General features: G+C 71.6%; 12 protein-coding genes. 10 read left to right on the top strand and 2 right to left on the bottom strand.

All coding sequences use genetic code 11. The features are described from left to right. The first annotated feature begins 8 nt into the window (after positions 1–8). The 9 genes from ASD48_RS26350 to ASD48_RS26310 all read left to right on the top strand — a co-directional run bounded on the left by ASD48_RS26350 (position 9) and on the right by ASD48_RS26310 (position 8129). Entirely contained in the window at positions 9–617 is a 609-nt protein-coding gene (locus tag ASD48_RS26350; protein ID WP_057604185.1) for a nucleotide exchange factor GrpE, read from the top strand. 6 nt (positions 618–623) lie between these two features. Next, on the top strand, positions 624–1574 hold the full coding sequence (locus ASD48_RS26345; protein ID WP_057604184.1) for a J domain-containing protein: 951 nt from the start codon (positions 624–626) through the stop codon (positions 1572–1574). Continuing rightward, positions 1574–1981: a chaperone modulator CbpM gene (locus ASD48_RS26340; protein WP_057604183.1), complete on the top strand. Its 408-nt coding sequence runs from the start codon at positions 1574–1576 to the stop codon at positions 1979–1981. The genes ASD48_RS26345 and ASD48_RS26340 overlap by 1 nt, the downstream gene beginning before the upstream one ends. Beyond that, positions 1972–4611 carry an ATP-dependent chaperone ClpB gene (clpB, locus tag ASD48_RS26335; protein ID WP_057604182.1) on the top strand — a complete coding sequence of 880 codons (2640 nt, stop codon included), beginning with the start codon at positions 1972–1974 and terminating at the stop codon, positions 4609–4611. Before ASD48_RS26340 ends, clpB begins: the two co-directional genes overlap by 10 nt. Then, positions 4608–5054 carry a thioredoxin gene (gene trxA, locus ASD48_RS26330; RefSeq protein WP_057604181.1) on the top strand — a complete coding sequence of 149 codons (447 nt, stop codon included), beginning with the start codon at positions 4608–4610 and terminating at the stop codon, positions 5052–5054. The genes clpB and trxA overlap by 4 nt, the downstream gene beginning before the upstream one ends. Before the next feature lie 5 nt (positions 5055–5059). Next, positions 5060–5323, top strand: coding sequence for a UBP-type zinc finger domain-containing protein (locus ASD48_RS26325; protein WP_057604367.1), 264 nt, complete (start codon positions 5060–5062; stop codon positions 5321–5323). Next, the gene (locus tag ASD48_RS26320; RefSeq protein ID WP_057604180.1) at positions 5323–7137 is read left to right on the top strand and encodes an FAD-dependent oxidoreductase; all 1815 of its coding nucleotides are present in this window, start codon (positions 5323–5325) and stop codon (positions 7135–7137) included. The genes ASD48_RS26325 and ASD48_RS26320 overlap by 1 nt, the downstream gene beginning before the upstream one ends. Positions 7138–7318: 181 nt before the next feature. Beyond that, on the top strand, positions 7319–7738 hold the full coding sequence (gene panD / locus ASD48_RS26315; protein ID WP_057604179.1) for an aspartate 1-decarboxylase: 420 nt from the start codon (positions 7319–7321) through the stop codon (positions 7736–7738). Positions 7739–7781: 43 nt separating this feature from the next. Beyond that, positions 7782–8129 (top strand): GNAT family N-acetyltransferase, encoded by a 348-nt coding sequence (locus tag ASD48_RS26310; RefSeq protein ID WP_057604178.1) that lies wholly within the window; start codon positions 7782–7784, stop codon positions 8127–8129. A 446-nt stretch (positions 8130–8575) separates the two neighbouring features. On the opposite strand, the gene gndA is transcribed toward ASD48_RS26310, so the two are convergent. Then, the gene (gene gndA, locus ASD48_RS26305; RefSeq protein ID WP_057604177.1) at positions 8576–10015 is read right to left on the bottom strand and encodes an NADP-dependent phosphogluconate dehydrogenase; all 1440 of its coding nucleotides are present in this window, start codon (positions 10013–10015) and stop codon (positions 8576–8578) included. Positions 10016–10213: 198 nt separating this feature from the next. On the opposite strand from gndA, the gene ASD48_RS26300 reads away from it, so the two are divergent. After that, the gene (locus ASD48_RS26300) at positions 10214–11455 is read left to right on the top strand and encodes a transglycosylase family protein (RefSeq protein WP_057604176.1); all 1242 of its coding nucleotides are present in this window, start codon (positions 10214–10216) and stop codon (positions 11453–11455) included. Here the strand turns inward: ASD48_RS26300 and ASD48_RS26295 are convergent. Continuing rightward, the gene (locus tag ASD48_RS26295; RefSeq protein ID WP_057604175.1) at positions 11445–12713 is read right to left on the bottom strand and encodes a DMT family transporter; all 1269 of its coding nucleotides are present in this window, start codon (positions 12711–12713) and stop codon (positions 11445–11447) included. The genes ASD48_RS26300 and ASD48_RS26295 overlap by 11 nt on opposite strands. Positions 12714–12917 lie beyond the last annotated feature (204 nt).

Raw genomic sequence — 12917 nt, 5'->3', positions numbered from 1 at the left:
GGCGCGCCATGCCCACCCACCCCCAGGAACCCGACCGGCCCGCGTCGGATCCGGTCGTACCGGTCCCCGAAGGCGCCGGACGCCCTCCGCGAGAGGATCTGCCCCAACCGGGCCCGCCCCGGTCCGAAGCGGGGAACGGCGAACCGGGACCCGACGCCGCAGGCCCCGCGCGTGCCGAGGACGAGTACACGACCGCGATCCAGGAACTGGAGGACCGCTGGCGGCGCGCACTCGCCGACCTCGACAACCTTCGCAAGCGTCACGCCAGGGAACTGGAGCGCGAACGGGCGGTCGAGCGGTCCCGCACGGCGGCCGCCTTCCTGCCCGTCCTCGACAACCTCGAACTCGCCCTGACCCACGCGGGCGCCGATCCGGGCGCGATCGTGGAGGGCGTCCGGGCCGTACGCGACCAGGCGGTGAACGTCCTCGAACTGCTCGGCTACCCGCGGCATGCGGAGACCGGCGTCGCCTTCGACCCGGCCCTGCACGAGGTGGTCGGTGTCGTCCAGGACCCCGACGCCCCACCGGGCACGGTCGTCCAGGTGCTGCGCCCCGGATACGGGGACGGCGAACGACAGCTCAGGCCCGCCGCCGTGACCGTCGCGAAGCGGGAGTGACCGGCCATGGCACGGGACTTCTACGAGGTGCTGGGCGTGTCGCGGACCGCGAGCCAGGACGAGATCCAGCAGGCATATCGCAAACTCGCCCGCAGGCACCACCCCGACGTCAACAAGGACCCCGGGGCGGAAGAGCGCTTCAAGGACCTCAACGAGGCGTACAGCGTCCTGTCCGATCCCAAGACCCGAGCCCGCTACGACCGCTTCGGCGAGGATTTCCGCAAAATCCCGGAGGACTTCGACGAACGGGTCGCGGCGGGAGCGGGCGGAGGCTTCCGCGGTCGGAGGACCGCAGGCGGTGGCGGTCCCCGTGTCCGGTACGCCACCGGCTTCGGCGACGACCTCGGCGCGGAGGGCATCGACATCGAGGACCTGCTCGGCTCCATGTTCGGAGCCGGCGCCGCGCGAGGCGGGGTCCCCGGAGCGGACCAGGAGGCCGAACTGCCGCTCACCGTCGAGGAGGCGTACCGAGGCGGCCGTCGAACCGTCACGCTCGCCGGCCCCACCGGGCAGCCGCGGCGGTACGAGGTCGACGTGCCGCCGGGCGTCACCGACGGGCAGCGCATCCGGCTGGCGGGTGAGGGTGGCCGGGGCAGTGGTGACGCCGCCGCGGGCGACCTGTACCTGCGGGTGCGCGTCCAGCCCCACCCGCGGTTCCGGCTGGACGGCCGTGACGTGCACGTCCAGGTCCCGGTCACCCCCTGGGAGGCGGCCCTGGGCGCGACCGTGCCGGTGCCCACACCCGGCGGTGGCACGGCCAAGGTCACGGTGCCCGCGGGTTCGTCCAGCGGCCGGCGGCTGCGGCTGCGCGGCGAGGGCATGCCGAACCCGCGGGGCGCGAACGGCGACCTGTACGCCGAACTCCGCGTCATGGTGCCGCCCACGCTCGGCGACCGGGAGCGCGAACTGTTCGAGGAGCTCGCCGCCACTTCCCCGTTCGACCCCAGGAGGACGTGATGAACGACCGACCCGCGGGAGCGGCAGGCATCGGCCGGGCCGGCGCGGGCGCCCGTCCGGTGCGGACGGGCGCGGACCTCACCGCCTCGACGGCTGTCCGGTACGCGCTCGTGCCCGTCCCCAGGCTCTCCCTGGCCGCCGTGGCCCTTCGCTCGGGCCTCCACCCCGATCTGATCCGCAGGTTCGTCGCCCTCGGCCTGGTCGACGCCGACCGCGACGCCGCGGGGCGCCTGGTGTTCGACCCCACGGCCCCTGCGGTCCTCGCCCGCATCCAGCGGCTGCGCACCGGACTCTGCCTCAACTACGCATCCATCGGCCTGGTGCTCGACCTGCTCGACCGCATCAGCCTGCTCGAAGCCGCCCTGCGCGGCCGCGGCACGAGGAGTGACACACCCCCATGGACATGAACCGTCTCACCCAGAAGTCCCAGGAAGCCCTCCAGGAGGCACAGACCGCGGCCGTCGGCATGGGGCACACCGAGGTCGACGGGGAACACCTGCTGCTCGCACTTCTCGACCAGGAGGACGGTCTGATCCCGCGGTTGCTGCAACAGGCCGGCACCGATCCGCAGGAACTGCGCGCTGCCGTGGGCGAGGAACTCTCCCGCCGCCCGAAGGTCACGGGCCCCGGCGCGGCACCCGGCCAGGTCTTCGTCACCCAGCGCCTCTCCCGCCTGCTCGACGCCGCCGAACGGGAGGCCAAACGCCTCAAGGACGAGTACGTGTCCGTGGAGCACCTCCTGCTCGCGCTGGCTGAGGAGAGCTCTTCGACCGCCGCCGGGCGACTGCTCAAACAGGCCGGCATCACCAGGGACTCGTTCCTGAGCGCGCTCACCCGGGTCCGCGGCAACCAGCGTGTCACCTCCGCCAACCCCGAAGTGGCCTACGAGGCTCTGGAGAAGTACGGCCGGGACCTGGTCCTCGAGGCTCGGTCCGGGCGGTTGGACCCGGTCATCGGCCGGGACGCGGAGATCCGCCGTGTGACCCAGATCCTCAGCCGCAAGACCAAGAACAACCCCGTCCTCATCGGCGACCCCGGCGTCGGCAAGACCGCCATCGTCGAGGGCCTTGCCCAGCGCATCGTTCGCGGCGACGTCCCCGAGGGCCTGCGCGACAAGACGGTGTTCGCCCTCGACATGGGCTCCCTGGTCGCCGGCGCCAAGTACCGCGGCGAGTTCGAGGAACGCCTCAAGGCCGTGCTCAGCGAGGTCAAGGCCGCCGAGGGCCGGATCCTGCTCTTCGTCGACGAGTTGCACACGGTCGTCGGAGCGGGCGCCGCGGAAGGGGCCATGGACGCGGGCAACATGCTCAAGCCGATGCTCGCCCGCGGCGAACTCCACATGATCGGCGCCACCACCCTCGACGAGTACCGCAAGCACATCGAGAAGGACGCCGCCCTCGAACGCCGCTTCCAGCAGGTCCTGGTCGACGAGCCGAGCGTGGAGGACACCATCTCCATCCTGCGCGGACTGCGTGAACGCCTGGAAGTCTTCCACGGCGTGAAGATCCAGGACACCTCGCTGGTCGCGGCGGCGACGCTGTCCCACCGCTACATCACCGACCGTTTCCTGCCCGACAAGGCCATCGACCTCGTCGACGAGGCCTGTGCCCGGCTGCGTACGGAGATCGACTCCATGCCCGCCGAACTCGACGAGATCACCCGCCGGGTGACCCGCCTGGAGATCGAGGACGCGGCCCTGTCCAAGGAGACTGATCCCGCCAGCAGGGCCCGTCTGGGGGAGCTGCGCAGGGAACTGGCCGACCTGCGCGGTGAGGCCGACGCCAAACGCGCCCAGTGGGAGGCCGAACGGCAGGCGATCCGCCGCGTGCAGGAACTGCGCCAGGAACTGGAGCAGGTCCGCCACGATGCGGAGGAGGCCGAACGCGCCTACGACCTCAACCGCGCCGCCGAACTCCGCTACGGCCGGCTCCAGGACCTGGAGCGCCGACTCGCCGCGGAGGAGGAGCAACTGGTCTCCAAACAAGGGCAGAACCGGCTGCTGCGCGAGGTCGTCACCGAGGAGGAGATCGCCGAGATCGTCGCCGCGTGGACCGGCATCCCCGTCGCCCGCCTCCAGGAGGGCGAGCGCGAGAAACTGCTGCGTCTCGACGAGATCCTGCGCGAGCGCGTCATCGGCCAGGACGAAGCCGTCAAACTCGTCACCGACGCCATCATCCGCGCCCGCTCCGGCATCCGCGACCCTCGACGTCCCATCGGTTCGTTCATCTTCCTCGGCCCCACCGGCGTCGGGAAGACCGAGCTGGCCAAGACCGTCGCCCGGACTCTGTTCGACTCCGAGGAGAACATGGTCCGCCTCGACATGAGCGAGTACCAGGAGCGGCACACCGTCAGCCGGCTCATGGGCGCGCCGCCCGGATACGTCGGCTACGAGGAAGGCGGCCAGCTCACCGAGGCCGTACGCCGCAAGCCGTACTCGGTCGTGCTGTTCGACGAGATCGAGAAGGCGCACACCGATGTCTTCAACACCCTGCTGCAGATCCTCGACGACGGTCGCATCACCGATGCGCAGGGCCGCACCGTCGACTTCCGCAACACCGTGATCATCATGACGTCCAACATCGGCTCCGAGCACCTCCTCGACGGCGCCACCGCCGAAGGTGAGATCAAGCCCGATGCCCGCGCCCTGGTGATGGGCGAGCTGCGCGGGCACTTCCGCCCGGAGTTCCTCAACCGCGTCGACGACATCGTGCTGTTCAAGCCGCTCGGCGAGCGGCAGATCGAGCGGATCGTGGAGCTGCAGTTCGACGAACTGCGGCAGCGGCTCGCCGAACGCCGCATCACCGTCGAACTCACCCCCGCTGCCCGGGAAGTGATCGCCCACGAGGGCTACGACCCGGTGTACGGGGCCCGGCCGCTGCGCCGCTACATCTCCCACGAGGTCGAGACGTTGGTCGGACGCGCCCTGCTGCGCGGCGACGTCCAGGACGGCGCGACGGTCCGCGTCGACGCCGAACACGGAGAGCTGGTGGTCACCTACGACCGGCCCGAGGACCTGAAGGGAGCGCGGGCGGCATGAGCACGATGCAGGCGACGACCGTCAGTTGTCCGAACTGCGGGCGCACCAACCGGGTGCCCGTGGCCGCGGAGGGCCGCCCCAGATGCGGCCACTGCAAGCAGCCCCTGCCGTGGATGGTGGACGCGGGCGACGACGACTTCACCGAGGTCGCCGAGAGGGCCGACGTCCCCGTCGTGGTCGACCTGTGGGCCACCTGGTGCGGCCCCTGCCGCATGGTGAGCCCCGCGCTGGAGAAGGTCGCCACCGATCTCGCCGGCCGCATCAAACTCGTCAAAGTCGACGTCGACAAGAACCCGCGGCTGTCGCGGCGTTTCGACGTCCAGGCGGTACCGACACTGCTCGTGCTCGACCGGGGCGAGACGGTCGCCAGGCAGGCGGGGGCGGCGCCCGCCCCCGCTCTGCGCCAGTGGGTGGAACAGTCGATCACGGCCCGGGAAGGGTGATCAGGATGACCCTGCACGCAGACCCCCACCTCGCGCTTGTCCGGCCGGTCCGGCCGCTGACCCCGCAAGGGTGTCAGGAGTGTCTGCTGCTCGGCTCCCCGTGGGTCCACCTGAGGCTCTGCCTGACCTGCGGGCACGTCGGCTGCTGTGACTCCTCGCCGAACAAGCACGCGCGTAGGCACGCAGCTGCCGACGCCCATCCGATCGTGCAGTCGTTCCAGCCCGGCGAGGACTGGCGCTGGTGCTACGTGCACGAGGCGTTCGTCTGATGTCCGGCGACCAGTCGCCGCCGGGCGAAGGACCGGTGCCCAAGGAAGCGGACGAAGCCTTCTTCCGGGAGACCCCGGACGTCTACGGCGCGTATCCGCGCCTCACGGAGGAGCAGACGGCACGTCTGGCGGAGCACGGGCAACGCCGGAGCATGGCTTCGAACGACGTGCTGATCAAGGAGGGGGAGCGCTGCGAGACGTTCTTCGTCGTCCTCAGCGGTACCGTCGCCGTCGTCGAGGACTACGGCACTCCCGAGGAGCACGTGCTGCGCGTGCACGGCCCCGGTCGCTTCATCGGCGAACTCGGGCTGCTGCACGGACAGGTGGCCTTCTACACCGCTGTCGCCAGGGAGCCGGGCGAGGTCCTCGTCGTCTCCTTGGACCAGTTGCGCCACCTGGTGTCCCAGGACTCCGCCCTCGGGGACGTCGTGCTGCGCGCCTGTCTGGGCCGTCGCGCGCTGCTCGTCGGACAGGGCGCCGGCTTCCGCATCATCGGCTCGCGCTACTCGCCCGACACCAGGCGGCTGCGCGAGTTCGCCGTCCGCAACCGGCTGCCGCACCGCTGGATCGACCTGGAGACCGACGAGGAGGCCGAGGACCTGCTGCGCCGCTTCGGCGTCGGCCCGGAGGAGACACCGCTCGTCATCTGGCGGGACACCACCCTGTTGCGCAATCCCAGCAACGCGGAACTGGCCCGGCTCATCGGCCTGCCGGCACTGCCCGCCGGAAACCGTCAGGGCGACCTCCTCATCGTCGGCTCCGGACCCGCCGGCCTCGCTGCCGCGGTGTACGCCGCCTCCGAGGGCCTGAGCACCACCGTGGTGGAGGCGATGGCCTCCGGCGGCCAGGCCGGCACGTCGTCCCGCATCGAGAATCTGCTCGGCTTCCCCGCCGGCATCTCCGGCGCCGAACTGACCGAACGCGCCGTGCTCCAGGCCGGCAAGTTCGGCGCCGGGATCAGCATCCCGGTGGAGGCGACCGGTCTCCAGCCCAAGGACGAGGACCACCATGTGGTGGCGTTCGCCGACGGCAGCGAGATCGCCGCCCGCGCCGTCGTCCTGGCCACGGGTGCCCGCTACCGCCGGCTCCAGGTGCCCGGTATCGAACGCCTGGAGGGAACGAGCGTCCACTACTCGGCGACCGTCTACGAGGCCCAGCAGTGCCGCACCGATCCGGTGGCAGTCGTCGGCGGAGGCAACTCGGCGGGTCAGGCGGTGCTGTTCCTCGCCGGGTACGCGCCGAAGGTGCACCTGCTGGTCCGAGGACCCAGCCTCGAGGCCCACATGTCCCGCTACCTCGTCGACCAGGTCGAACGCCATCCGGGGGTGGAGGTCATGCTGCACACCGAGGTCACCGAGGTCATCGGCCAGGAGGTGCTGGAGGAGCTCGACGTGGTCGACAACCGCACGGGCGGGCGCCGCCGGCTCGCGGTACGGGGCCTGTTCGTCTTCACCGGCGCCGACCCCCACACCGAGTGGCTCGCCGGCATCATCGCCCTCGACTCCCGCGGCTTCGTCCTCACCGGCCCGGAGGCCCGGGAAGCCTGCGCCCACCCCGAGGTATGGCACGGCCGCGGGCGCTCGTGCATGACCCTGGAGACCAGCCTGCCCGGGGTCTTCGCGGTGGGGGACGTCCGCAGCGGCTCGGTGAAGCGGGTGGCCTCGGCGGCCGGTGAGGGCGCGATGGCCATCCACTTCGTGCACCGGCACCTGGGGCACTCGGCCGCACCCGGCACCCCGGGCACGTCCGCTGCCGCGGGCGGCTCGGACGTCTCCGCCCGCCTGCGTCACAAGGAGTCCGCATGGCTCGCATGAGGACTGCCGGACCATGAGATCACGCGAATTCTCGCGCGGCATCGGAAAAGTCGGCAACGGGTCGGTGTGACTCCTCGAACACCTGGCGACAGCTGACCGGACATGCGAAACGATGTAGCCTCCGAAGACCGCCCTTGACCTGCAGTAGCAGGCAGGGAGCAGACAATCCGGGAGCTTTTTCATGCTGCGCACCATGTTCAAGTCCAAGATCCACCGCGCCACCGTCACCCAGGCCGACCTGCACTACGTGGGATCGGTGACCATCGACGCCGATCTGCTGGACGCTGCCGACCTGCTGCCGGGGGAGCTCGTCCACATCGTCGACATCACCAACGGGGCGCGGCTCGAGACGTACGTCATCGAGGGCGAGCGCGGCTCGGGTGTGGTCGGGATCAACGGGGCCGCCGCCCATCTCGTGCACCCCGGTGATCTGGTGATCATCATCAGTTACGCTCAGGTGACCGACGCCGAGGCGCGGGTCCTGGAGCCGCGGGTCGTGCACGTGGACCGCGACAACCGGATCGTGGCCCTCGGAGCGGACCCGTCGGAGCCGGTACCGGGCTCCGACCAGGAGCGCAGCCCGCAAGCGGTGTCGGTCTGACCGCAGCAGCCAGCGCACGTATCGCACCGCACCGGGAGTGCCCATGAGCGACATCGAGATCCGCGACGACCGGGCGGCGGGCCGCCTGGAGGCCCTCGGCGACGGCGGTGAAGTCGTGGGCCGCATCGAGTACTTCGTCCTGGAGTCGCCCGCGCCCGCCCTGGTGCCGGTGCACACCGTCGTCAAGCCGGCCCACGAGGGCAAGGGGATCGCCGGGTCGCTGGCCCGGGAGCTGTACGCCACCTCCGAGCGCGAGGGCATCCCCGTGGCGCCGCTCTGCCCGTACGTCGTGAAGTGGGCCGAGCGGCACCCCGACGAGGCTCCGGCCGCCGACCCCGAGCTGCTGCGCGCCGCGAAGGACTGGCTGCGTGCGCACCCGGGCCGTTTCTGATCCGGGCGACGTGCCCGCGGCGCGTCGTCGACGGGGGCCGGCCGGTCGGGCCCACCCGGGTGAGTGGCCGTGGCCGCCCCGGGTACGCGGGGGATGAGTCCGGAGCCAGGACTCGCAACCGGCCGGAGGACACCATGACGAACCCGTACGCCGACCCCGTCCACCCCGACCCCGTCCAGCCCGATCCCGTCCAGCCCGGACCGCCGCCGGGGCCGGTTCCGGGCCCTCCGGAGCCGTTCCCGAGCCCGGTGCCCGTTCCCGAGCCGCCGCCGGGTCCGGACCCGACGCCGCCGCCGCGGCCCGGTCCGCCCCCGGGTCCCTCGCCGTCCCCGGTCCCGCCGGGTCCGGAACCGGTCCCGAGCCCGGAGCCCGGCCCGCCCCTCACCTGACGGAAGCGCGGTGGGCGACGGGAGACCGCCGCCCGCCGCGCTGCCCCTCGACGAGGACTACGCCTCCGTCTCCGACCGGTCGCCGCCCCAGAGGGTGTGGAATGCTCCCTCGCGGTCCACCCTGCGGTAGGTGTGGGCCCCGAAGAAGTCCCGCTGTCCCTGCGTGAGCGCCGCCGGCAGCCGCTCCGCGCGCAACGCGTCGTAGTACGCGAGCGCCGCCGCGAACCCGGGCGTGGGGACGCCCTGAAGCGTCGCGGACACCAGCACCTCGCGCCACGGGTCCTGGGCCGCCGCGATCTCCGAGGCGAAGGTCTCGTCGGACAGCAGGCTCGGCAGATCTGCGCGGTTGTCGTACGCGGCGCGGATCCGGTCGAGGAAGGCCGCGCGGATGATGCAGCCACCGCGCCAGATCGAGGAGACGGCGCCGAGATCGATGTCCCAGCCGTACTCCTCGCTGCCCGCGGCGATCTCGTGGAAGCCCTGCGTGTACGACACGATCTTCGAGGCGTACAGCGCCTGCTCCACCCGGTCGGCGAAGGCCTGGGCCTCCGCCTTGTCCAGCGCGGACGCCGTCGGCCCGGCCAGTCCGCGCGAGGCCTCGCGCAGCTTCGCGTGCCCCGACAGCGACCGTGCGAAGACGGCCTCCGCGATACCCGACACCGGAACGCCCAGGTCGAGCGCGATCTGGACCGTCCAGCGGCCGGTGCCCTTCTGTTCCGCCTGGTCGACCACCACGTCCACGAAGGGCCGGCCCGTAGCCGTGTCCACATGGGACAGCACCTCGGCGGTGATCTCGATCAGGTAGGAGTCGAGGCGGCCGGTGTTCCAGGTGCGGAAGATGTCCGCGATCTGCGCGGGCTCGTACCCGGCGACATCGCGCAGCAACTGGTAGGCCTCGCCGATCAGTTGCATGTCGGCGTACTCGATGCCGTTGTGGACCATCTTCACGAAGTGTCCGGCGCCGTCCGGGCCGATGTGCGTGACGCAGGGCGCTCCGTCCGACGCCTTCGCCGAGATCTTCTCCAGCATCGGGCCCAGCGACTCGTACGACTCCGGCGAGCCGCCCGGCATGATGCTCGGGCCGTGCAGCGCCCCCTCCTCGCCACCGGAGATGCCCGTGCCGACGAAGTGGATGTCCTGCTCGCGCAGTTCGCGCTCGCGGCGGCGGGTGTCGGCGAAGTGCGCGTTGCCCCCGTCGATGATCATGTCGCCCGGTTCGAGCAGCGGGGCGAACTCTTGGATCACCGCGTCGGTCGGCTCACCGGCCTTCACCATGATCACCAGGCGGCGGGGCCGCTCCAGTGCCGCCACGAACTCCTTGGCGGTCTCGGTGGCGATGAACTCGCCCTCGTGGCCGAACTCCTCGACCAGGGCGTGGGTCCGTGCCGCCGTGCGGTTGTGCAGCGCGACCGTGTAGCCGTTGCGTGCGAAGTTGCGGGCGAGATTGCGGCCCATGACCGCGAGTCCCGTGACGCCGATCTGAGCTGAAGTGCTCATACGGTTGGCTCCTCCAGGGGTGTGCCCGTGCATTCGGTCAGTGTCGTCCTGGGACCATCTTGACGGGTTCCGCGGCCGGATTCCCGCCCGGGGCGTCCGGCGTTCGCCCGCGCGTCGGAGCGGCCGGTTGTCGCCTTGTCATGGCCAGTTCGCCGCCCTTAGTTTTGCCCCTCCTGACGCATGTCGAGGGGGATCTCCATGGCCGTACGCGGTCGGCACCGCCGATATCAGCCGAACAGGATCAACCGGGCCTCGCTCACCGTCACGGCGGGCGGTGCCGGTATGGCGCTGCCGCTGATCGGCACCGGCGCAGCTCACGCGGCCGACGTGGACACCTGGAACAAGGTCGCCGCGTGCGAGTCGACCAACGACTGGAACATCAACACCGGCAACGGCTACTACGGCGGACTCCAGTTCACCCAGTCCACCTGGGAGGCGTACGGCGGTACGCGGTACGCGCCCCGTGCGGATCTGGCCACCAAGGACCAGCAGATCGCCGTGGCCGAGAAGGTGCTGGACGGGCAGGGGCCCGGCGCCTGGCCCGTCTGCTCGGTGCGGGCCGGACTGAGCCGGGGCGGCGACACCCCCGACATCCACCCGAACGGCACCACGACGAAGAGCTCCCAGCAGTCGTCGTCCCGGTCGTCGTCGCAGTCGTCCAAGGCGGCTCCCAGGACGGCGAAGACGTCCCTGGACGACGTACGGCCGCAGAGCACACCCCAGTCCCGCGCGGGCACCGCGGAGATGTACACCGTGGTCCGCGGCGACACCCTCTCCGCCATCGCGGACACCGAGGAGGTCAAGGGCGGCTGGCGGGGGCTCTACGCGGCCAACCGGACGACCATCGGCGGCGACCCCGACCTGATCCTGCCGGGACAGCGGCTCAGCCTGGAGGGCCGGGCGAGCGCCGGGACCAAGGCCCCGGGCGCCACCAAGCCCCGGACGGACAAGCCGAAGACCTCCTCGGGCGCCAAGGAGAGCAAACCGGCCAAGAGCACCAGGACGAAGGACACCGACGGCAAGGCCACGACCGGCCATTCCCTCGTGTCGCCCGTCAGCGCCTCCACCGGAACGCCGTACCACGCCACGGGTTCGTCCTGGTCGAAGGGCTACCACACCGGCGTCGACTTCCCCGTGCCCACCGGCACCACGGTGAAGGCGGTCAAGGCGGGCGAGGTGGTGAGCGCGGGCTGGGCCGGTTCCTTCGGTTACCAGGTGGTCATCCGGCACGGCGACGGCCGCTACTCGCAGTACGCCCACCTGTCGGCGATCTCCGTACGGGACGGGCAGTCGGTGGGCGATGGACAGCGCATCGGCCGGTCCGGCTCCACCGGCAACAGCACGGGCCCGCATCTGCACTTCGAGGTGCGGACCGGGCCCGGTTTCGGGACGGACGTCGACCCGGTGGCGTATCTCCGGGCCGGCGGCGTCAGGATTTGACGCGCTCCCGATGCCGGTCCACGACCGGCATCGGGATGTACAGACCTCCGTACAGCGGGGTGTAGAACGACGGAGGCACGTCCCCGCCGGGCGGGCCCTCCTCGTGGCGCTCGCCGCCGTCGGCCGCGGTCGGTGCCAGGACCAGCCGTTCCTCCCGTGGCTCGGCCTCCCGCGCCTGGGCCGGCCGCGCCGCGTCCAGAAGCCGCAGTTCCTCCAGTGCCGCTTCGGCGAGCCGCAGGTCCTCCATCGCCGCTTCCGTCGATCGCACGTCCGCAGGCAGCGGCGCGCCCGGCTGCCCGGGGGACCCGCTGCCGTCCGCCGCGCCACCGGCCTGCCCGGTCTCCGGGGCTGTGGCCGAGACCTCCGCCGTGCCGCCGTCCGCCGGGATCCGCGCGGCCGGTAGAGCAGCCGCCGCTGTTTCGGGCCGAGCACCCTGAAGGCGCTCCGTCGTGAGCAGGATGAGTCCGCCCGCCGCCACCACACCGCAGCTCAGGGCGAGCACGGTGCCCGTGGTGCCGTAGCGGAAGGTCTCGCCGAACATCGTGATGCCGACCGCGGCCGCCACCACCGGGTTGACCACCGTCAGCGTCGCCAGCGGGGCCGCGAGGCCCGCGCCCCGGTAGGAGGCCTGCGACAGCAGCATGCCGGCCGTGGCGAGCACGCCGATCACGGCCAGGGACGGGACGTCGGCCGTCGAGACACCACCGGTCCAGTCGACCGCGACGGTCTTGGTGAACACCGACGACATGCCGAACGCGATGCCCGACGCGGTCGCCAGCAGCATGCTGCGGACCGCCGGGTGCCGGTGTGCGGCCCGCCCGGCCACCATCAGCGTCACGACCGCGGCCGCAGTGATCACGGCCACGCTGACCCGCTGCGGGGTGCTCAGCGACTGCGCGTCGGCCGCCCCCACCAGGGACAGCAGACCGGCGAGACCGACCGTCGCCATGATCGCGCCCCGCCAGGCCGTCGCCCCGGCCCTGCGACCGACGAAGAGCGCGGCCATGGGCAACGCGAACACGATGGTCAGCGCGCCGAGCGGCTGCACCAGACTGAGGGGACCGTAGGCGAGCGCCACCACGTGGAGAAGTCCGCCGAGACCGTTCAGCGCCACCGCCGCCCACCAGCCCGGACGGCGCAGCGGGGCGTACTCCTCGTCGGGCGAGGACAGCGCGACCTGCTCCTGGACGATCGCCCCGGCCGCGTACGCGACAGCGGAGACCAGCGACAGGACCACGGACAACGCGAGGGCGCTCATCAGCTGATCCTCTGCGTGAGGCGGGGGCTCGGGGCCCGGCGCGGCGAACGGTCGGCTCTCATAACCAACACGATGCCCTGTCGATCTGTTCCCGTCGTCGTCCCTGAGCACGCAATAGGTCCTACTACCGATGGAGTACGGAAGGCCCGCTGTCCTCCCTCAGGCGGGTGACGGACCAGGGATCCCCCTGAGCACGGCCCCCGA

The sequence above is a fragment of the Streptomyces sp. Root1310 genome, assembly GCF_001426425.1.
Taxonomy (GTDB): domain Bacteria; phylum Actinomycetota; class Actinomycetes; order Streptomycetales; family Streptomycetaceae; genus Streptomyces.
Note: the sequence above shows the minus strand (reverse complement) of the source record. Positions and strands in the feature narration are given on the sequence as shown.

Bases quoted from the DNA above. Each gene is read 5' to 3' on its own strand.
- trxA (WP_057604181.1), top strand. From the start codon at position 4,608: ATGAGCACGATGCAGGCGACGACCGTCAGTTGTCCGAACTGCGGGCGC.
- gndA (WP_057604177.1), bottom strand. From the start codon at position 10,015: ATGAGCACTTCAGCTCAGATCGGCGTCACGGGACTCGCGGTCATGGGC.
- clpB (WP_057604182.1), top strand. From the start codon at position 1,972: ATGGACATGAACCGTCTCACCCAGAAGTCCCAGGAAGCCCTCCAGGAG.
- ASD48_RS26340 (WP_057604183.1), top strand. From the start codon at position 1,574: ATGAACGACCGACCCGCGGGAGCGGCAGGCATCGGCCGGGCCGGCGCG.
- ASD48_RS26320 (WP_057604180.1), top strand. From the start codon at position 5,323: ATGTCCGGCGACCAGTCGCCGCCGGGCGAAGGACCGGTGCCCAAGGAA.
- ASD48_RS26295 (WP_057604175.1), bottom strand. From the start codon at position 12,713: ATGAGCGCCCTCGCGTTGTCCGTGGTCCTGTCGCTGGTCTCCGCTGTC.
- ASD48_RS26300 (WP_057604176.1), top strand. From the start codon at position 10,214: ATGGCCGTACGCGGTCGGCACCGCCGATATCAGCCGAACAGGATCAAC.
- ASD48_RS26345 (WP_057604184.1), top strand. From the start codon at position 624: ATGGCACGGGACTTCTACGAGGTGCTGGGCGTGTCGCGGACCGCGAGC.
- ASD48_RS26325 (WP_057604367.1), top strand. From the start codon at position 5,060: ATGACCCTGCACGCAGACCCCCACCTCGCGCTTGTCCGGCCGGTCCGG.
- ASD48_RS26310 (WP_057604178.1), top strand. From the start codon at position 7,782: ATGAGCGACATCGAGATCCGCGACGACCGGGCGGCGGGCCGCCTGGAG.
- panD (WP_057604179.1), top strand. From the start codon at position 7,319: ATGCTGCGCACCATGTTCAAGTCCAAGATCCACCGCGCCACCGTCACC.
- ASD48_RS26350 (WP_057604185.1), top strand. From the start codon at position 9: ATGCCCACCCACCCCCAGGAACCCGACCGGCCCGCGTCGGATCCGGTC.